General features: G+C 60.7%; 17 protein-coding genes and 1 pseudogene. 13 read left to right on the top strand and 5 right to left on the bottom strand.

Annotated elements, in window-relative coordinates; translation table 11 throughout:
- The first annotated feature begins 86 nt into the window (after positions 1 to 86).
- Positions 87 to 2072 (top strand): threonine--tRNA ligase, encoded by a 1986-nt coding sequence (gene thrS / locus ACSQ9D_RS07740; protein WP_436281747.1) that lies wholly within the window; start codon positions 87 to 89, stop codon positions 2070 to 2072.
- 85 nt (positions 2073 to 2157) lie between these two features.
- Here the strand turns inward: thrS and ACSQ9D_RS07735 are convergent, their stop codons facing one another.
- The gene (locus tag ACSQ9D_RS07735; RefSeq protein WP_436281746.1) at positions 2158 to 3249 is read right to left on the bottom strand and encodes a hypothetical protein; all 1092 of its coding nucleotides are present in this window, start codon (positions 3247 to 3249) and stop codon (positions 2158 to 2160) included.
- A gap of 114 nt (positions 3250 to 3363) precedes the next feature.
- On the opposite strand from ACSQ9D_RS07735, the gene ACSQ9D_RS07730 reads away from it, so the two are divergent.
- The 3 genes from ACSQ9D_RS07730 (at position 3364) to ACSQ9D_RS07720 (ending at position 5801) form a co-directional block, all read left to right on the top strand.
- Positions 3364 to 3948 carry a nitroreductase family protein gene (locus ACSQ9D_RS07730; RefSeq protein ID WP_436281745.1) on the top strand — a complete coding sequence of 195 codons (585 nt, stop codon included), beginning with the start codon at positions 3364 to 3366 and terminating at the stop codon, positions 3946 to 3948.
- Positions 3948 to 4550, top strand: coding sequence for a flavin reductase family protein (locus tag ACSQ9D_RS07725; RefSeq protein ID WP_436281744.1), 603 nt, complete (start codon positions 3948 to 3950; stop codon positions 4548 to 4550). The genes ACSQ9D_RS07730 and ACSQ9D_RS07725 overlap by 1 nt, the downstream gene beginning before the upstream one ends.
- A 78-nt stretch (positions 4551 to 4628) precedes the next feature.
- A complete protein-coding gene (locus ACSQ9D_RS07720; RefSeq protein ID WP_436281743.1) occupies positions 4629 to 5801 on the top strand; it encodes a DUF2336 domain-containing protein in 1173 nt (390 codons plus the stop codon).
- Here ACSQ9D_RS07720 and ACSQ9D_RS07715 read toward each other — a convergent pair.
- Positions 5798 to 6208, bottom strand: coding sequence for a hypothetical protein (locus ACSQ9D_RS07715; protein WP_436281742.1), 411 nt, complete (start codon positions 6206 to 6208; stop codon positions 5798 to 5800). The genes ACSQ9D_RS07720 and ACSQ9D_RS07715 overlap by 4 nt on opposite strands.
- A 119-nt stretch (positions 6209 to 6327) precedes the next feature.
- Between ACSQ9D_RS07715 and ACSQ9D_RS07710 the strand changes: the two genes are divergently transcribed.
- Complete coding sequence (locus ACSQ9D_RS07710; protein WP_436281741.1) at positions 6328 to 6786, top strand: GNAT family N-acetyltransferase; 459 nt, start codon at positions 6328 to 6330, stop codon at positions 6784 to 6786.
- Here the strand turns inward: ACSQ9D_RS07710 and ACSQ9D_RS07705 are convergent, their stop codons facing one another.
- Positions 6787 to 7965 (bottom strand): AI-2E family transporter, encoded by a 1179-nt coding sequence (locus ACSQ9D_RS07705; RefSeq protein WP_436281740.1) that lies wholly within the window; start codon positions 7963 to 7965, stop codon positions 6787 to 6789. It abuts the gene before it with no gap.
- A gap of 204 nt (positions 7966 to 8169) precedes the next feature.
- On the opposite strand from ACSQ9D_RS07705, the gene ACSQ9D_RS07700 reads away from it, so the two are divergent.
- Together ACSQ9D_RS07700 and ACSQ9D_RS07695 are read left to right on the top strand one after the other, a co-directional pair.
- Positions 8170 to 8787, top strand: a complete 618-nt coding sequence (locus ACSQ9D_RS07700; protein ID WP_436281739.1) for a GntR family transcriptional regulator — start codon at positions 8170 to 8172, stop codon at positions 8785 to 8787.
- A 4-nt stretch (positions 8788 to 8791) separates the two neighbouring features.
- Complete coding sequence (locus ACSQ9D_RS07695) at positions 8792 to 9247, top strand: OsmC family protein (protein ID WP_436281738.1); 456 nt, start codon at positions 8792 to 8794, stop codon at positions 9245 to 9247.
- A gap of 5 nt (positions 9248 to 9252) precedes the next feature.
- Here ACSQ9D_RS07695 and parE read toward each other — a convergent pair whose 3' ends face one another.
- Positions 9253 to 11325 (bottom strand): DNA topoisomerase IV subunit B, encoded by a 2073-nt coding sequence (gene parE, locus ACSQ9D_RS07690; RefSeq protein ID WP_436281737.1) that lies wholly within the window; start codon positions 11323 to 11325, stop codon positions 9253 to 9255.
- A gap of 217 nt (positions 11326 to 11542) precedes the next feature.
- On the opposite strand from parE, the gene ACSQ9D_RS07685 reads away from it, so the two are divergent.
- The 6 genes and pseudogenes from ACSQ9D_RS07685 to ACSQ9D_RS07660 all read left to right on the top strand — a co-directional run bounded on the left by ACSQ9D_RS07685 (position 11543) and on the right by ACSQ9D_RS07660 (position 18382).
- Positions 11543 to 12427 (top strand): alpha/beta hydrolase, encoded by an 885-nt coding sequence (locus ACSQ9D_RS07685; RefSeq protein WP_436281736.1) that lies wholly within the window; start codon positions 11543 to 11545, stop codon positions 12425 to 12427.
- Positions 12428 to 12619: 192 nt separating this feature from the next.
- Positions 12620 to 13390 carry a triose-phosphate isomerase gene (gene tpiA / locus ACSQ9D_RS07680; protein ID WP_436281735.1) on the top strand — a complete coding sequence of 257 codons (771 nt, stop codon included), beginning with the start codon at positions 12620 to 12622 and terminating at the stop codon, positions 13388 to 13390.
- A gap of 107 nt (positions 13391 to 13497) precedes the next feature.
- The gene (gene secG, locus ACSQ9D_RS07675) at positions 13498 to 14010 is read left to right on the top strand and encodes a preprotein translocase subunit SecG (protein ID WP_436281734.1); all 513 of its coding nucleotides are present in this window, start codon (positions 13498 to 13500) and stop codon (positions 14008 to 14010) included.
- A gap of 140 nt (positions 14011 to 14150) precedes the next feature.
- Positions 14151 to 15779 (top strand): CTP synthase, encoded by a 1629-nt coding sequence (locus ACSQ9D_RS07670; protein ID WP_037121996.1) that lies wholly within the window; start codon positions 14151 to 14153, stop codon positions 15777 to 15779.
- A gap of 73 nt (positions 15780 to 15852) precedes the next feature.
- Positions 15853 to 16310: pseudogene (locus tag ACSQ9D_RS07665) on the top strand (SRPBCC domain-containing protein).
- A 233-nt stretch (positions 16311 to 16543) separates the two neighbouring features.
- Positions 16544 to 18382, top strand: a complete 1839-nt coding sequence (locus ACSQ9D_RS07660; protein ID WP_436281733.1) for an ABC transporter ATP-binding protein — start codon at positions 16544 to 16546, stop codon at positions 18380 to 18382.
- Between the two features lie 44 nt (positions 18383 to 18426).
- Here ACSQ9D_RS07660 and ACSQ9D_RS07655 read toward each other — a convergent pair whose 3' ends face one another.
- The gene (locus tag ACSQ9D_RS07655) at positions 18427 to 19515 is read right to left on the bottom strand and encodes a citrate synthase/methylcitrate synthase (protein WP_436281732.1); all 1089 of its coding nucleotides are present in this window, start codon (positions 19513 to 19515) and stop codon (positions 18427 to 18429) included.
- Between the last annotated feature and the right edge of the window lie 115 nt (positions 19516 to 19630).

Raw genomic sequence — 19630 nt, 5'->3', positions numbered from 1 at the left:
TCAGGCGGCGGCGCATTCGTGCGGACGAAGCGCTTCATTTGCAACCACCCGCATTCGTTGGCGGGACTGGACAAGGAGAATTCTAGATGTCCCAATCCGTTTCCCTGACATTTCCCGATGGTTCCGTGCGCAACTACGATGTTGGCGCAACCGGTAAGGATGTCGCAGAATCCATTTCCAAGTCGCTTGCCAAGAAGGCAGTCGCGATCGCGATCGACGGTCAGGTTCGTGACCTTTCCGATGCGGTGACGGCAGGCACGATTGAAATCATCACCCGCACCGATGGCCGCGCGCTGGAGCTGATCCGGCACGACGCAGCCCATGTCATGGCAGAAGCGGTGCAGGAGCTCTGGCCCGGCACGCAGGTAACGATCGGCCCGGTCATCGAGAACGGTTTCTACTACGACTTCGCCAAGAACGAGCCCTTCACACCGGACGATCTGCCAAAGATCGAAAAGAAGATGAAGGAAATCATCGCTCGCAACGCGCCGTTCACCAAGGAAGTCTGGTCGCGAGAAAAGGCCAAGGAAGTCTTTGCCGCGAAGGGCGAAAGCTACAAGGTCGAGCTCGTCGATGCGATTCCCCAAGGCCAGGATCTGAAGATCTATTATCAGGGCGACTGGTTCGACCTGTGCCGCGGGCCGCATATGGCGTCTACCGGCCAGATCGGCACGGCCTTCAAGCTGATGAAAGTGGCCGGCGCGTACTGGCGTGGCGACAGCAACAATCCAATGCTGACCCGCATCTACGGCACCGCGTTCGCCGAGCAGGCGGATCTCGACAATTACCTCCATGTGCTTGCTGAGGCCGAGAAACGCGATCATCGCCGGCTCGGCCGCGAAATGGATCTCTTCCACTTCCAGGAAGAAGGTCCGGGCGTCGTCTTCTGGCACGGCAAGGGATGGCGGATGTTCCAGACGCTTGTCGCCTATATGCGGCGCCGCCTCGATGAAGACTATCAGGAGGTCAACGCGCCGCAGGTGCTTGATAAGTCGCTTTGGGAAACGTCCGGCCACTGGGGCTGGTACCGCGACAACATGTTCAAGGTGACCGTTGCCGGCGACGATACGGATGACGACCGCGTCTTCGCGCTGAAGCCGATGAACTGCCCCGGTCACGTTCAGATCTTCAAGCACGGTCTGAAGTCTTACCGTGAACTACCAATTCGCCTTGCGGAATTTGGCACCGTCCACCGCTACGAGCCGTCGGGCGCTCTGCATGGCCTGATGCGCGTGCGTGGCTTCACGCAGGACGATGCGCACATCTTCTGCACGGACGAGCAGATGGCAGCCGAGTGCCTGAAGATCAACGATCTGATCCTTTCGGTCTACAAAGACTTCGGCTTCGATGAGATTGCCATCAAGCTTTCAACGCGCCCGGAAAAGCGCGTCGGCTCGGACGACCTGTGGGATCGCGCCGAAAGCGTGATGACCGATGTGCTGGAGACAATCCAGCAGCAGTCGAACAACATCAAGACCGGCATTCTGCCGGGCGAGGGCGCGTTCTACGGTCCGAAGTTCGAATATACGCTGAAGGACGCGATCGGCCGCGAATGGCAGTGCGGCACGACGCAGGTCGACTTCAACTTGCCGGAACGCTTCGGTGCCTTCTACATCGACAGCAACTCGGAAAAGACGCAGCCGGTGATGATCCACCGCGCCATCTGCGGCTCGATGGAGCGCTTCCTCGGCATCCTGATCGAGAACTTCGCAGGACACCTGCCGCTGTGGGTATCGCCGCAGCAGGTCGTGGTTGCGACGATCACCTCCGAGGCCGATGGTTATGGCGCCGAAGTTGCGGCAGCACTGCGCGACGCCGGCCTGACGGTCGAGACCGACTTCCGTAACGAGAAGATCAATTACAAGATCCGCGAACATTCCGTTACGAAAGTTCCCGTCATCATCGTATGCGGCAAAAAGGAAGCGGAAGAGCGCACGGTCAATATCCGCCGTCTCGGCAGCCAGGAGCAGACCTCGATGTCGCTTGACGAGGCGATCGCAAGCCTCGGGCTCGAAGCCACGCCGCCGGATGTCCGTCGCAAGGCGGAAGCCAGGAAGGCGAAGGCGGCCTGAACCGCCAATCAGACCTCAATACAAAACCGCCCGGTCTCTGGACAGGACCGGGCGGTTTTCTTTGTTCGCAACACGTTGAAGCAGATTAGTCAGCGTCGTCGCCGGTGCCGCTCTGCAGTTGATCATAAGAGGGCAATGGCGCCTGCGTCCGGGACGCAGGGTCACCCGCTGGCGGTTGTTGATCCGGCTGAACCTGCACCGTTTTTGCCGCCTCAGTCGGCTCTTCGGGCTGTACGTCCTTCATCAGGACTTCGACATCGGTGTTCTTGCCGGCCTCCACCTTGAAATCGCGCTGGTAGATTTTGTCCTTGTTTCGGGCAACCGCTGAATATTCGCCTTCGGCAAGCACCATGGTCGGGAAGGCGCTGACGCTCTCGCCGACACTGTCGCCAGCGGCCGTCAAGATCGACCAGGCGGTATCGGCAATCGCTTCTCCACCGGCGTCCGACACGAGTTTGAAGGTGATCTGCGCGGCTTTGTGCTGGATCGTTGCTTCTGTGAGCTTGCCCGCCTCCACCTGGATGTCGGCGCGGATCGAAGCGTTGGTGTCGCCGTATTCGGAGACGATGTGGTACGTCCCCGCATTCAGACGAACCACGGTGTTGGGGGGCACATCAGCCATGACAAGACCACGCTCCCCGTCTTCGCGCACCTCGGCGGAGTAGATCGAGAAGCTAAGCTGATCCGGCCGGATGCGGACGTCCGAGCCCGATACGGCGTTCAACAGCAATCCACCGGCCTCCAGGACCATCGTCTGCTTGTCAACCTTGCCCTCTTCGGGAACCGTCAGTTTGCGGGTAACACCGGCGCGACCGAAGGAAACGTTGACGAAATACTCTCCGGGTGCAAGCTGGAAGTCCGCAGAGCCACCCTGCGACGATGCAATCAGCGGCAGCTTGCCGTCGGAGCCCGTCATGGGGCTGAACACATACCAGGAAAGGCCGTCCTGGACCGCATCGCCATTGGCCGTGAGCTTTGCCTCAAGTGCGACCTCGTGCAGCTTCGAGCCCTGCGGCGCCGTACCCGGCGCGATGAAGGCGTTCAGCTTCGGCATCTTCGCCGTCGTGTCCATCTGCTTGAAGGTCTGGAAGGCCTCCTGCGCCTGGCTGCCCAAAGGCAGCAGGGCAGTCAAAGCGAAGGCCAGGCTTATGCGTGCATATGGCGAAATGCCAACCATGTGTCGTACGAACCAATTGACATCTGAAATCACAGAGGCCACTTCAAGACCAACGCGATGGCAAATTCAAGACCCATCCCAAATGCAGTTCATGAAAATGGAAGTCTCTCCCGCATGAAATCCGATATCAAGCTGATCGACTATCTCGGCGTGCGCCGTTCTATTCCTGCATTCCAGATGTCCGAGCCGGGGCCTGACAAGGCCGAGATCGAAGAGATTTTGCGCCTGGCTTCGCGCGTGCCTGATCACGGCAAGCTCGCGCCATGGCGCTTCATCGTCTATCGCGGCGAAGAGCGTGCCCGGATCAGCGAGGAGCTTTTGAAGCTCGCACTCGAGGCCAAGCCAGAACTTTCCGACGAAATGATACAGGTGGAGCGGACGCGCTTTACCCGCGCCCCCGTCGTCGTTGCCGTCGTCAGCAAGTCCGGCCCGCATATGAAGATTCCCGAGTGGGAGCAGTTGATGTCTGCCGGCGCAGTCTGCCTCAACATGATCTTTGCCGCCAACGCCCACGGATGGGTCGCCAACTGGCTGACGGAATGGTTCGCCTACGACGAGCGGGCCTACGAGCTGCTCGGCGTCAAGCCGGGCGAAAGGATCGCCGGCTTCATTCACATGGGGTCGACGACGTTTCCTGCCGTCGAGCGCCCGCGTCCGGAGTTGACCGAGACGGTTACCTGGTTTGGCGGAGAGGACTGATGTTCTACACCACCGATACGAACCGGCACGGTCTGGCGCATGATCCCTTCAAGGCAATCGTCGCGCCGCGCCCGATCGGCTGGATCGGCAGCAAGGGACGGGACGGCTCGATCAATCTCGCGCCGTACTCCTTCTTCAATGCGATTTCCGACCGCCCGAAACTCGTGATGTTTTCTTCCGCCGGCCGCAAGCACAGTCACAGGAATGCAGTCGAGACCGGCGAGTTCACCTGCAACTTCGTGAGCCGAAACCTGGTCGAGAAGATGAATACCTCATCGGCTGCCGTCGACTACGGTGTCGACGAGTTTGCGCTTGCCGGCCTGACTGCGAGGAAAGGCGAGCTTGTAGATGCGCCCTATGTCGCCGAAGCCTTTGCCGTGCTCGAATGCAAGGTAACGGAAACCCTTGTGCCGAAGTCAGTCAGTGGCGAGGATTCCGAGAACGTCATGGTCTTCGGCCAGGTCATCGGCATCCGCATCGACGAAACGATCATTCGCGACGGCCGCCTCGATATGGCGATCGCCAGGCCGATCGCGCGCATGGGTTACATGGACTACAGCGAAGACAGCAACGTCTTCGAAATGTTTCGTCCGCAGGTTTGAGGCTCCCGGCCAAGCCTTTCATAAACATGGTGAACCAATCATAAACTTTTTGCGCATACCGTAATCCCACTGATTGGAATGCGAGAGAATCGCATTCGGGCATGGGGCACACGGGTGATCGTAGAAGCATTTCTTCGTTGGGCGGAAACCGCCAAGGCCGGAGACAGGGCCCGCGCGGCCAATGCCCTGGGCAGAGCCTATCTGCAGTCCGAGATGGCTGCAGCAGAACACGCAGCCGCCGAGATGGCCCTGACTTTTCTGCTCGACGACCCATCCCCCAAAGTGAGGCTGGCGCTTGCCGAAGCAATCTCGTGGTCGCCGAACGCGCCGCGAGCCATTATTCTCTCGCTCGCAGCGGACCAGCCGGAGATTGCGTGCCACGCCGTCACATGCTCGCCCTTGCTGTCGGATGCCGATCTGGTGGATCTGGCGGCCAGCGGCAGCGACGTTACGCGAATGCTGATTGCAGCGCGTGGCACGATCTCACGGTCGGTTTCTGCCGCGCTTGCCGAAATCGGCGAAGACGAGACCGTCCTGTGCCTTCTCGAAAACAACGGGGCGGTGATCGCACCTTATTCGCTCAAGAGAATTGCCGAGCGTCTCGGCCACCATTGCGAAATCCGCAATCTGCTGCTGAATCGTTGGGACCTGCCGGCAGACGCACGCCAGTTGTTGACGCAGCATGTCAGCATCGCCCTCGTCAATCTGCCATTGGCGCAGGCGACGATCGATCCGAGCCGTTTGCATCGGATCAGCCGGGAAGCCAACGAAGCCGCCGTCGTCTCGATTGCGGGCGACCTTACGCCGCACGAGATTTCAGACCTTGTCGAACATTTGCGGGTAAGCGGCCACCTGACGCCGTCCTTCCTGATGCATGCCCTCTGCTCGGGCAAGGTGGAGTTCTTTGCGGCTGCAATTGTCAACCTTACGGGTTGTGACGAGCGACGCGTTCGCTCCATCCTCGCGACCGGGCGCATGCACGCAGTGCGCGCCCTCTACGAATCGGCCGGCCTTGCCCGCGACATCAGCGTGATCTTCGTCGAAGCAACGCTGCTGTGGCGGGAGGCATCGAAAAACCTTGCCGCCACGATGCTCGGCGACGTCTGCGACAAGCTGCTTGAGAAGTTCCGTCGGCATGGAACGCGCGGTGCTGCCCAAGAACTCCTCGAGACGGTCGAAAGGCTGCACATTGCGGAACAGCGGCAGCATGCGCGCGCGTACGCGCAGGTAACGTCTCTCGCCGCGGCCTAGGGGTGAAGCCGCTTCGCGACCCAGGAATAGCTTCCCGAGACGAAATGGACGGGCGAAACCAGCACTGTTTTCATATCGCTGCCTGATGGTAAATGTGCACGAACCTGGCCCGCCACCCGGTCAGCGAGAATTGACAAACGACCTTGCGTTTCAGCTGGCGCGGGCAGGATTGGCGCGTTTTCTACGCCAGCCTTTGGTGCGTCCGGGGGCGTAGCAGGCTTCGGTGGCTCGCAAACGGCAATGACTGTCGGGTAGCTTACATTCGTAAAGTGCTTCAGCTGCCTTTCCGAGTCGGCGTCGCACGTCGCAACGCTCTGCCACTGTCTCTCGACCGTGGCGATGTAGTTGCATTGTGTAACCGAGTCGTTGCACCCTAAGATGGTCATTGCAACCAATACCGCTTGCATAATATCGCCTTGTGAATATTGAAACTCTGCCTCTTAGAGACTGTAATTCCAACGGAATGAAGGCGCCCCAGGATTAACTTTTTCGCCATGGGGGAGCGCATCCAAGACAGGAAAATTTCGTGTCCATTACGATTGCTCTAGAACCACCGCGCCAGGAAGGCGTGCTCCGATTGCTCGACATGTCCGATACCTACGCGCAGTCACTCTATCCGCCGGAGAGCAACCACCTCGTCGATGTCTCAACGTTGGAAAAGCCGACCGTCAACTTCTTTGTCGCCCGCAACGACAGCGCCATCGTCGGCTGCTGCGCGCTGGTCGAGGTTGGCGACGGAACGGCGGAGATCAAACGCTTGTTCGTGGACCCGGCCGCGCGCGGCTTGAAGGTGGCAAGCAAGCTGATGAACGCGCTCGAAGCGGCCGCCGGTGAAAAGAAGCTCCGGGCCGTTCGGCTCGAAACCGGCATTTACCAGCCCGAGGCAATCGCTCTCTACCGCAAATACGGCTATGTCGAAATAGAACCGTTCGGCGACTACCTGCCGGACCCGCTCAGTCTGTTCATGGAAAAGCGGCTCGCCTGATCACTCAGCCGCGCGAGATCCCGGAGGGACCTGTTCGTCGATCATGACTTGTGGGCCTGTTTCCGCATCGCGAACCTCGTGCATCCACTCTCGCCAGATCGCGACGATGAGGGCCATCAGGACCGGCCCGATGAAGAGGCCGAGGAAGCCCATGGTCTTCACGCCGCCCACGAGGCCGAAGAACGTGGGCAGGAATGGCAATTTAATCGGACCGCCGACGAGCTTCGGGCGCAGCGTCTTGTCGACAATGAACAGCTCGACCGTTCCCCAAACAAAAAGACCGACGCCGGCAATGTGCGAGCCACTAGCCAGCAAATAGACGGACACCAGCGTAAAGGAGAGCGGCGCACCGCCCGGTACTAAGGCCATGATGCCGGTGAGAACGCCGAGCGTCACGGGCGAGGGGACACCGGCGATCCAATAGGCGACGCCAAGCACGATGCCTTCGCCGATCGCGATCAACGTCATGCCCATGACAGTTGAGCTGATGGTTGCCGGTACGACCCGCGAAATCCGCTCCCAGCGGTTCGGGAGAATACGCTCGCCGAGCATGTCGATCTGCCGTGAGAAAGCGGAACCATCGCGGTAAACGAAGAACAGCGCAATCAGCATGAAGAGCAGCGTCAGCAGCAGGTGGAAGGCGCCGCCGCCTGCTGCCAGGATCGCCCGATAGATGTTGCCGATGTTGGCGCCGCTGACAGCCTGGATCACCTCACCCATGGAGCCGGGGCTGCCGATATATTTGGTCCACAACTCGTCGAGATAGGGCCCGGCAAAGGGCAGGGCGATGATCCACTGCGGCGTCGGCGCACCCGACCTGTTTGCATGGACCGCCCAGGCCACCCACTCTCGCACTTCGCCTGTCGTATAGGTGACAGCGAAGACGATCGGTAAGACCAGGAACGTGACGATCAGCACAATGGCGACGGTGGCAGCGATCGTGGTGTTTCCGCCGACACGCTCGAGCAGCCGGCGGTAAAGCGGCCAGCTTGCAAAACCGATGACAAGCGCCGCAAGCACCGGGACGGCAAAGCCATAGAAGAAGTAGACGCCAGCCGCGACAACAAGGACCAGCAGCCAGCGCGCCGCAGAGATCGAGGGAATTAGTGGCGTGCGGGCAGGACCCGAAGGGCCGAGCCATCGCGACTCTCGCTGGATATTGCTGTTCGGAAGGCTCACGTCGCTCTTTTCCCCCTATTTTGACTATGGATATGGGCCATGTATCACTCGGGCGCAAGCACAATGACCGATTAATGCTGCCAACAGGCGCATCCGAAATCCCCAGCGATTACACTACGCTCCTTAACCCCATTCTCCGCAATCAATATGACGGAATCCTGCAACAGCGTTGCCAAAATTCACTCGGTCGGTTACTTTGGATCCATGGATACAAATGTGATCACGGCGGCGCTCCGGCGCGACATTGAAGGCGGCAACCTGCTGCCGGGGACAGTATTGAAGCAGGAGCTTCTGGCGGAGCGATTTGGCGTGAGCCGCCAGCCGGTGCGCCAAGCCCTTGATCGGCTGCTGGCCTCGGGCCTGCTCGACCGGCGGCCAGACCGAAGCCTTGCTGTCGCCGGTTTGACGGAAGAGCAGGCACGTGAGCTCGCCGAGATCCGCGCAGCGTTGGAGAACATGGCGCTGCGTGGATCGCTGCCGATGCTCGGCGATAGCGACCTGCGAAAGGCGCACCGTCTCAACGAAGATCTGGTTGAAGAGGAGGACCCTGCTACCCTGGAAGAGCTGGATGTCGCTTTTCATCGAACGCTCTATGGGCGATGCGGCAATGCCCGCCTGCTTTTCATGATCGATGAACTGCGACGTGAATCGCGCCGCGCCTATCTGAGACAGCCGAAGGGCTCCGATGAGCGCGTCAACCTCCACGCCGAGCATTGCGCCATCATCGAAGCCTGCGCACGTCGCGACGAAGCCGCGGCGCTGCAGACCTTGTCGGCCCATTTGCGGATGACAACAGCGCGCCTGACGCGCGAAGGAGAATGACAGGATGACGACGTTTTCCGCAGAGGTCGCGTGGGAGCGGGGCGCGGCAAGCTTTATCGACGGACGCTACAGCCGCGGACATACATGGAACTTCGATGGCGGTGCTTCCGTTGCTGCCTCCGCTTCGCCGCATAATGTGCCGTTGCCCTACGCGCTTGCTGAAAATGTGGATCCGGAAGAGGCGTACGTTGCGGCGTTGTCGAGCTGCCACATGCTGTTCTACCTCTGGCTTGCTTCAAAGAAGCGCATCATGATCGACAGCTATGTCGATGCAGCGACCGGCCTCATGGAAACCGTGGATGGCAAGACAATGGTTAGCCGCGTAGAGCTTCGTCCGCGGGTCATCTATGCCGGCGACAGACCGAACCCCGAGATCGAACAGAGACTACATCACGAGGCACATGAACTGTGCTTCCTCGCCAACTCCGTGAAGACGGAAATAACAGTGCGCCTCGACTAACCGTTTCAGATATCGAGGTTTTCCGCAAAGGCAGCACGATCCTGAATGAACCGGAAGCGAGCTTCCGGCTTCGTTCCCATCAGGTCGTCGACCGCCGTGCGCGTGCCCTCGAAATCCACCTCGTCAATGACCACGCGCAACAGCGTGCGCTTGCTTGGGTCCATGGTGGTTTCCTTGAGCTGCGCCGGCAGCATTTCGCCGAGGCCTTTGAAGCGGCTGATTTCGACTTTGGCCTTACCCTTGAACTCGGTCTCCATCAGCTCGGCCCGGTGCGCGTCATCGCGGGCGTAGGCCGACTTCGCGCCCTGGGTGATCTTGTAAAGCGGCGGCACGGCAAGGAACAGGTGACCGCCACGGACCAGCTCGGGCATCTCCTGGTAGAAGAACGTGATCAGCAACGACGCAATATGAGCGCCGTCGACGTCGGCGTCGGTCATCACGATGATGCGTTCGTAGCGAAGGTCTTCCTCACGATACTTCGAGCGTGTGCCGCAGCCGAGCGCCTGGACGAGATCAGCGAGCTGCTGGTTGGCGCCAAGCTTCTCGCGACCGGCGCTTGCGACGTTGAGGATCTTGCCGCGCAGAGGGAGGATGGCCTGGTTGGCGCGGTTACGCGCCTGCTTGGCGGAGCCGCCTGCCGAGTCACCTTCGACGATGAAGAGTTCGGCACCCTGGGCGGTGTTCTGTGCGCAATCGGCGAGTTTGCCCGGCAGACGCAGCTTGCGCACGGCCGTCTTGCGGTTGACTTCCTTTTCCTTGCGACGGCGCAGGCGCTCTTCCGCGCGCTCTATGACCCAGTCGAGCAGCTTGGCTGCTTCGTTCGGATTGTCGGCAAGATAGTGGTCGAACGGGTCGCGAAGTGCGTTTTCAACGATGCGCTGGGCTTCGACGGTCGCAAGCTTGTCCTTCGTCTGGCCGACGAATTCAGGCTCGCGAATGAAGACCGACAGCATGCCGACTGCGGAGATCATCACGTCATCGGTGGTGATCTGGGCGGCGCGCTTGTTCTGCGTCAGATCAGCGTAGTTCTTCAGGCCCTTGGTCAGCGCGATGCGCAGGCCTGCCTCGTGTGTGCCGCCTTCGGGTGTCGGGATGGTATTGCAGTAGGAATGGACCTGAGGATCGCCGCCGTACCAGGTGATTGCCCACTCCAGCGAGCCGTGACCGCTGGTCTTCTCCGTCTTGCCTGCGAAGATCTCGCGGGTGACGGTGAATTCCTTGCCCATCGTCGCCTGCAGGTAATCCCTCAGACCGCCGGGGAAGTGGAAGACCGCCTTGTCAGGTATCTCGGAGCCTTGCGGCAGCACACCTTCCTCGCAGCTCCAGCGGATTTCCACGCCGCCAAAGAGGTAAGCCTTGGAGCGAGCCATACGGAACACGCGCCCCGCATCGAACTTTGCGTGCTCGCCAAAAATCTGCGGATCGGGGTGAAAGCGGACACGCGTGCCACGACGATTATGGACGTCGCCGAGTTCCTCCAGTTCGCCCTGCGGCAAACCTCGGGAGAAGCGCTGGCGATACAGCTTCCGATTACGCGCAACCTCAACTTCCAGCACATCGGAAAGCGCGTTGACGACAGAAACGCCAACGCCATGTAGGCCGCCGGATGTCTCGTATGCCTTGCCGTCGAACTTGCCGCCGGCGTGCAGCTTGGTCATGATGACTTCGAGCGTCGACTTGCCTGGAACCTGCGGATGGTTTTCGACGGGTATCCCGCGTCCGTTGTCGCTGACCGTCAGATACCCTTCGCGGTCGAGATAGACCTCGATGAAGTTGGCATGGCCGGCGACCGCTTCGTCCATCGAGTTGTCGATGACCTCGGCGAACAGATGGTGCAGCGCCTTTTCGTCGGTGCCGCCGATATACATGCCCGGACGCATGCGAACGGGCTCGAGCCCCTCGAGAACGCGGATCGAGGACGCGCCATAGTCGTCCGATGCCGAGCTTACAGGCGCTGGACGCGAGACTGGAGCAGCAGCCTCGGCGGGCGCAGCCTTTGGCGGCTCGGCAGGCTTTGGGGCCTCCTCCTGCTTCGGTGTCAGGGGCAGTCCGGAAAAGAGGTCGTTGCTATCGTCCATGGGGCTGTTCAGATCTTCATCCTGTCGGGGGCAGGCGGCCTATGCCAAGCCTGACCCAAAATCACCGCATTTGATGTCACGTTTGCGAATCAGGCAGATTCTGCCAGAAAGTGCCTTGTTACGCGACGCCGCCCGATCCGGCGGACTTTCTCAGGAAATGGTTTGCGTTGATGGGCGTGGAATGGCAAGCGGTCACAAGGCTCAGGGAACCATGCGCATGCGAATGTCCACAAGTCATTGCACCACTATCGCCGCAATTGCGGCCTTTTTCCTGGCGGCGTCAGCAAGCGGCCAGGCCGCTGAGCGGCTGCCGCCCTACAAAGACGATCTCTTTTCCACCCAAAACGTGCTGCAGACAAGCGATAGAGGCGCGCTCGACGTCATCGAATACGACGAGATGCGCGACATCAACGGCCGCGATCAGATACCGCAGAAACGCGCTCAACAAAAATATGTGTCTCTCGGCATTAGAAAGCAGCAGTCTGACGAGACGTTGCAGCTTGGCGCCCAAAGGCTCGATGTCACCCGGGTGGGACAAAGCTCGGGAGCCGTATTTGCGGTCATCTTCATTCACGGACGCAACGGCGACCGGCGTCTCGGCGCCAACGACTACAGCTTCGGCGGAAACTTCAATCGCCTTAAGAACCTCGTGGCCGGCAACGGTGGCGTCTACTACTCGCCGTCGGTCAAAGCCTTCGACAGCGATGGAGTGGCTGCGATTGAGGGTCTGATCCGTTACGTTTCCAAACAATCGCCCGGCAAGCCGATCATCCTGACCTGTGCGTCGATGGGCAGCCAGCTCTGCTGGGGCGTGAGCCGCGATCCTGACAGCGTGAAACGCCTCAAGGGGATGGTGATCCTGAGCGGCGTTGCCGATCCGGATTTTGCCAAGAGCTCGTTCTTCAAGGCCAAGCTGCCGCTTTGGTTCGCGCATGGCAGCCGTGATCCGGTCTATGCGGCGACTGACCAGCAGACACTGTTCGAAAAGCTGCTGAAGACGGGCTACCCTACGCATTTCACGCTCTACCAGACCGGCAACCACGGAACGCCAATCCGGATGATCGATTGGCGCCGTACCCTGAACTGGCTATTGGGCTCCTGACGATCGCCAGTAAGACAGAAGGCCAGAGCGTGCATGGCGCTCCGGTCTATGATTTTCAGCAACATCGGCCCCAAATTTTAAGCATTTGCGCGACAAAGAGCCGTTATTTCCCTTACGTAAGGGGACGAAACCTTTTCATTGATCCCTGCTTTTGCTAAGGCCGCTGGATACGTGGAAGATTGGAAGGCTGGCATGACACCTGACGTGCGCCCGCTCGTGGCGGGAAACTGGAAAATGAACGGCACGCGTGCCTCCCTCGACCAGATCAAGGCGATCGCAGAAGGTGTTCAGACGCCACTTTCCGCCAAGGTAGAGGCGCTGATCTGCCCTCCGGCGACGCTACTTTATGTGGCTACGGCGCTCTGCACGGATAGCCCGCTTGCGATCGGCGCACAGGATTGCCACCAGAATCCATCGGGCGCCCACACCGGCGATATCTCGGCCGAGATGATTGCCGATTGCTTCGGCACTTACGTCATCGTCGGCCATTCGGAACGTCGCACCGACCATGCCGAGACCGACCATCTTGTGCGCGCCAAGGCAGAGGCTGCCTTCGCAGCGGAACTGACGGCGATCGTCTGCATCGGTGAAACGGCTGACGAGCGCAAGGCTGGCCAGGCCCTCGACGTCATCAAGCGTCAGCTTTCCGCCTCGGTGCCGGACAGCGCGACGCCCGAGAACGCGGTCATTGCCTACGAGCCCGTCTGGGCGATCGGCACCGGTGTCACGCCGACCGTGGAAGACGTCGAGAAGGCGCACGCCTTCATGCGTTCCGAGCTCGTTGCCCGTTTTGGCGGTGCCGGCAAGAAGATCCGCATCCTCTATGGCGGCTCGGTCAAGCCAAGCAATGCGAAGGAACTGATGGGCGTCGCGAATGTCGATGGCGCACTGGTCGGCGGCGCAAGCTTGAAAGCAACCGATTTCCTCGCCATCTACGGCGCATACGACGCGTTGCTTGCTTAGAGCCGTGTATATTCCGAGCCGAAGGGCTTGGAATAGCGGATCAGCTCATGTAAAGAGCGCCAGAATTTTACTTTATGCCCGCCGTGCGTGTGGGCAGGACTGGACCCATGCAGACCGTTTTGATTGTCATCCATCTCATGATCGTGCTGGCGCTTGTCGGCGTCGTGCTCATCCAGCGCTCGGAAGGCGGCGGCCTTGGCATCGGCGGCGGTTCGGGCTTCATGTCCGCCCGCGGCACGGCCAATGCGCTGACCCGCACGACCGCGATCCTGGCGACGCTGTTCTTCATTACCTCGCTCGGTCTCGGTATCCTCAACCGCTATGAGAGCCGTCCGACGGATATTCTGAACCGTATTCCGGCGACGAGCGGACAGGGCAACGGTATTCTTGATTCGCTCGGCGGCCAGAATGGTAACTCCGCTCCGGCTGCACCGGCCCCGCAGAGCAATAACGGCGTTCCGACCAGCGGCGAGTCCGCTCCAGCAGCAACGGCGCCCGCCGCTACCGCTCCGGCGGCAACGGTACCCGCGGCCCCGGCTGCATCGGCACCAGCGTCTACTCAAACGGCTCCGGCAGCACCACAGGCTCCGGCGCCCGCAACCGTCCCAAGCGGACAGTAAGCGGCACACAGCATAAACCGCCGGCAGGCCCTCGGGTCTGCCGGTTTTCTTTTGTTCAGATTTCGCGCTGGCACCAAAAGTTCAGGAAATGAATTTTTGGGCTGGTGGAATCGTTTTTGAAAAGGTATCCGGTGACTCCCATGGCGCGATACGTATTCATCACTGGCGGCGTGGTTTCCTCTCTCGGTAAAGGAATTGCGGCCGCGGCTCTCGGAGCGTTGCTGCAGGCCCGTGGTTATCGGGTGCGGCTTCGCAAACTCGACCCCTATCTCAACGTGGACCCGGGCACCATGAGCCCGACCCAGCATGGCGAAGTCTTCGTCACCGACGACGGTGCCGAAACCGACCTCGATCTTGGCCACTACGAGCGCTTTACCGGGCGTTCGGCGACCAAGACCGACAACATCACCACCGGCCGCATCTACAAGAACATCATCGACAAGGAACGCCGCGGCGACTATCTCGGCGCGACCGTACAGGTCATCCCGCACGTCACCAACGAGATCAAGGATTTCGTGACGGAGGGCAATGACGACTACGACTTCGTCATCTGCGAGATCGGCGGGACGGTCGGCGATATCGAGGCGATGCCCTTCATGGAGGCGATCCGTCAGCTCGGCAACGACTTGCCGCGTGGCACTGCGATCTACGTCCACCTGACGCTGATGCCCTATATTCCGGCAGCCGGCGAGTTGAAGACCAAGCCGACGCAGCACTCCGTCAAGGAACTGCAGGCGCTCGGCATTCATCCCGACATCCTGCTCGTTCGCGCCGACCGCGAAATCCCGGAGGCCGAACGCCGCAAGCTCTCGCTCTTCTGCAACGTCCGTCCATCCGCTGTCATCCAGGCGCTCGACGTCGCCAACATCTACGACGTGCCGATCGCCTACCATAAGGAAGGCCTCGACAACGAAGTGCTGGCAGCCTTCGGCATCGAGCCGGCGCCGAAGCCGCGCCTCGATCCCTGGGAAGAGGTCTGCAACCGTATCCGCACGCCGGAAGGCGAAGTCACGATTGCGATCGTTGGCAAGTACACCGGCCTCAAGGATGCGTATAAGTCGCTGATCGAAGCGCTGCATCACGGCGGCATTGCCAATCGCGTCAAGGTCAAGCTCGAATGGATCGAATCCGAGGTCTTCGAAAAGGAAGATCCGGCGCCGTACCTTGAGAAGGTCCACGGAATCCTCGTTCCCGGCGGCTTCGGCGAGCGCGGCTCGGAAGGCAAGATCCACGCGGCTCGTTTCGCACGCGAGCGCAAAGTGCCGTATTTCGGCATCTGCTTCGGCATGCAGATGGCCGTCATCGAGGCAGCCCGTAATCTTGCCGGCGTGGAAAGCGCCTCGTCGACCGAGTTCGGCCCGACGAAGAATCCAGTCGTCGGCCTGATGACGGAGTGGGTGAAAGGCAACGAGCTGCAGAAGCGCACGGCATCGGGCGATCTCGGCGGCACGATGCGCCTTGGCGCCTACAAGGCTGCGCTAAAGAAGGACACCAAGATCTCCGAGATCTACGGCTCGACCGATATTTCCGAGCGCCATCGCCACCGCTACGAAGTCAACGTCGATTACAAGGATCGTTTGGAAAACTGCGGTCTCGTCTTCTCGGGAATGTCGCCGGATGGTGTATTGCCGGAGACGATCGAATATCCGGATCATCCGTGGTTCATCGGCGTCCAGTACCATCCGGAACTTAAGAGCCGCCCCCTCGATCCGCATCCGCTGTTCGCAAGCTTCATCGAAGCGGCGACCGAGCAGAGCCGCCTAGTCTGACCAACAAGGGGCCGCCTCGCCATATCGGCGCGGCGGTCTTTTCCATCGGTACGCGGCCGCTATCTTTCGTCGGATGAGCCAAAACCGCAGCACGACTGTCTCCCACATCAGTCACACCGCCAAGCGCGGTCTATGTCGCCTTCCTCAATGCGGAGGCCGTTGCCACATGGCTGTCGCCAGGCGACATGTGCGGCATCGTGCATGGATTTGAGGGCGGGGAAGGCGGTGCCTTCAGCATGTCGCTCGTCTGTTCTGACAGAGACACCATCATGGTGGGCAAGACCTCGGAGAAGACCGACCGGTTTCCTCGGGAAAATTGCCCGGCTCATCCCGAAATCCCTCGTGGTCTGGACGACTGTATTCGATTCCGCCGATCCCGCTTTTGCCGTTGAAATGACGATCCGCACACATTTGCGGCCGACCCCGGACGGCACAGAGGTGACCATGGTTGCCAAGCATATTCCTGCCGGGACAGGCCTGGAAGACGACAAAATGAATTGCCGACAGACGCTTGAGCAACTCGCTGCATAGGTGGCTGCGCAGATGCAAAACTCGCCCCTAGGGCGTCGAGGGGTTCACACACGCAGCCCAAAATGGTAATAAATCGGCCATTCGCCGGATTGAGCCGGCGCAAAGCGACCCATGGGGAGATCGTTTGATGAGAACCAACGGCACCGGAAACCACCGCTGAACGGTAGTGCCGTTAGGGGCTGCCTGTTCGGTCCATCATCAAATGACATTGTCCTGCCCCATGGAGGGCCTTCATGTTTCGTCGCTTCGAAAAGCTGATCGATCCATTCCAATCCTATACCTGCAACACGCCGCCCGATCGGGTCTGGCCATTTATCTTTAGTGCGCTGAGGCCGCTGCGTTGCGTCGTTGCGGCAAGCCTCTTGCTGACCGCCGTCGGCGCGATCCTCGAAGTCTGGCTGATCGGCTTCTCAGGTCGGCTCGTCGATACGCTTGCGGCCACTCGCCCGGGCGAGCTTTGGGCGGGCCATGGCGCCGAGCTTCTTGTTGCCGCGCTCCTGCTATTGGTCGTCCGGCCATTGGTTGCTGCGGCGCGCGAGTCGCTCGATGACATCGCCTTTCGGCCGAATGCAGTCGCGATGATCCGCTGGCGCGCACTGCGCCATGTAAAGCGCCAGTCGGTCGGCTGGTTTCAGAACGACTTTTCCGGACGTGTCGCCTACCGCGTGCAGGAACTCGGCAACACCGCGACGGGAGCTGCGTACTCGGTCATTCACACCATCTCCTATGTGGCAATCTATGTCGTCGGGTCCATCTGGCTCATGGCCTCGGCAGACCTGCGCCTGGTTATTCCGATGGCCATTTGGGTCGGGTTGTATTTCGTGCTGATGGGCTTCGTGGTTGCGCGCGTGAGGAACGCCTCGCAGCGATTTCAGGAGGCCGACTCGGCGCTCTCCGGAATGCTGGTCGACACCTTCTCGAATATGGACACGATCAAGCTCTTTTCCCGCCAGCGGGACGAGGACCGGGACAGCCGCGATCATCTCGACACCGCTCGCCGGGCTTTTATCTCGGTGCAAAAACTCGAGGTCATGGTCAACATAAGTATGGTTTTCCTCAGCAGCCTTCTGATGGTCAGCCTCATCGGCTACTCGATCATCCTGTGGCAATCGGGAGCAGCACCGCTCGGAATGGTCGCTGCCGCCCTTGCGCTTGGCTTCCGCATCACCGCAATGGCCGAATGGCTGCTCGATGCGGTCGCCGCGCTGTTCAACTATGTCGGGGCGGCACGTGACCAGCTCAGCACTATCGCCCAGCCGATCGATATTCCGGACCGTCCCGATGCCACCGAACTGAAACTCAATGGCGGCGCGGTGTCATTCGAGAAAGTCTGCCACCATTACGGCAAGGGCAGCGGTGGGCTTGATGGCGTCAGCTTGCGCGTTGAATCCGGTGAGAAGGTGGGAGTGGTCGGTCGGTCGGGCGCGGGCAAATCGACTCTCGTCAATCTCGCCCTGCGCTTCTTCGAAGCCGATGGAGGGCGGATCCTGGTAGACGGTCAGGACCTCCGCTCGGTGACACAGGAAAGCCTTCGCGGCCACTTCAGCATGGTTGCGCAGAATGCCGCCCTGCTGCATCGCTCGGTGCGAGACAACATCGCCTATGGCCGAGTTGACCTGCCGCTGTCGATGATCGAGGCCGCCGCCGCCAAGGCCCATGCGGACGGCTTCATTCCAGGCCTGCGCGACCAGCAGGGGCGGATCGGCTATGAGGCACATGTGGGCGAACGCGGCGTGAAGCTTTCGGGTGGCCAGCGCCAGCGTATCGCGCTTGCCCGCGCCATCCTGAAAGACGCACCGATCCTGATCCTGGACGAGGCGACGTCCGCCCTCGATTCCGAGGTCGAAGCTGCCATCCAAGACACGCTCTACGACTTCATGGATGGCAAGACCGTCATCGCCATCGCCCACCGCCTTTCAACCATCGCACGGATGGATCGGGTCGTCGTGCTCGACAGGGGCCGGATTGCGCAGGAGGGGCGCCATGACGACCTCCTACGGGAGGACGGCATCTATGCGCGGCTGTGGGCTCGCCAATCCGGCGGCTTTCTCGGTGTCGAGGCCGGGGATTGAAGCGGTAGCCCGGCGGCCCTTGCCGCCGGGCTACCTGCCGATGGTCACGCCGCTCTTGGCAACGGCCCGACATAAACCGAGCGTGGCCGGATTAGCCGGCCCTCCAGCGCCTGTTCGCGGGCATGTGCGATCCAGCCCACGGTCCTTCCGATGGCGAACACGCCGGTGAAGGACTCGCGCGGAAAGCCCAGCGCATCGAGCAGCAAGGCGGTGTAGAACTCGACGTTGACATCAAGCGGACGGTCCGGCTTGCGCTCCTTGAGGATGGCGAGCGCCGTACGCTCGACAGCCTCTGCAAGTTCGATCCGATGGCGATCGACCTGACCGGCTGAAACCAGCGGTCGCAGGGCTTGCTTGAGGGCGTCGGCGCGCGGATCACGCACCCGGTAGATGCGATGGCCGAAGCCCATCAGGCGCTCGCCGCGGTCCAGCGCCTGGCCGAGCCAGCCGCGTGCATTCCCGTCGGTTCCGATCGCGTCGAACATATCGAGCACAGGGCCGGGGGCACCGCCATGCAGCGGTCCCTTGAGGGCGCTTATCGCCGCGAGCACCGATGAGGTGAGCCCGGCTCGCGTCGAGGCGATGACGCGCGATGCGAAGGTCGAGGCGTTCAGTCCATGGTCGGAGATAGTGACAAGATAGGCGTCGAGTGCAGCTGTCTGCTCCGCACTCGGCAACTCGTCGGTCAGCATGTGCAGGATATCGGTCGCCTGAGAAAGGGAGCCGTCGGGCGCTACCGGGTCGTTCCCAGCCTGCAGACGGAGAATCGCCGGCAGGAAGACGGCAGGCGCAGCCAGCAATCGAAGGGCGGCCTCGAAATCCTCACCATCCGGCAGGCGAGCAATGAGAGCCCGCATGACATCCACAGGCGGCAATGCTAGCAGCTCCGAATCGAGCGCCGTCACGTGAGCGAACAGGCGTTCCCGCATTTCGCCCAACCACGGGCGGAGTTCTGCGGCAGCAAAATGCCGCTCCGTCAATCCGTCGAGCAATAGAGCTGCAACACTTTCATAGGTTGCCGTTGAAACGAGATGATCGAGCGACACGCCGCGGATGATCAGACGACCCGCTTCGCCGTCCACATCGGAGAGCTGCGTTTCAGCTGCGATGACATCTTCCAAACCGTTCTTCATGGTGTTCTCCAATGAAAGAACACAAGGGGTAAAACACCAGCATTTGCGGGCTTTTCCTTGGGTTCTGTTGTTATTTGACCGGCATTTTCGCCGATCGGCTAAATCTCTTCCCTCC

Origin of the sequence: Rhizobium sp. LjRoot258, from assembly GCF_964254185.1 — a bacterium.
In the GTDB taxonomy this organism is placed as follows: Bacteria; Pseudomonadota; Alphaproteobacteria; order Rhizobiales; family Rhizobiaceae; genus Rhizobium.
This window is presented reverse-complemented; position numbering and strand designations above follow the sequence as displayed.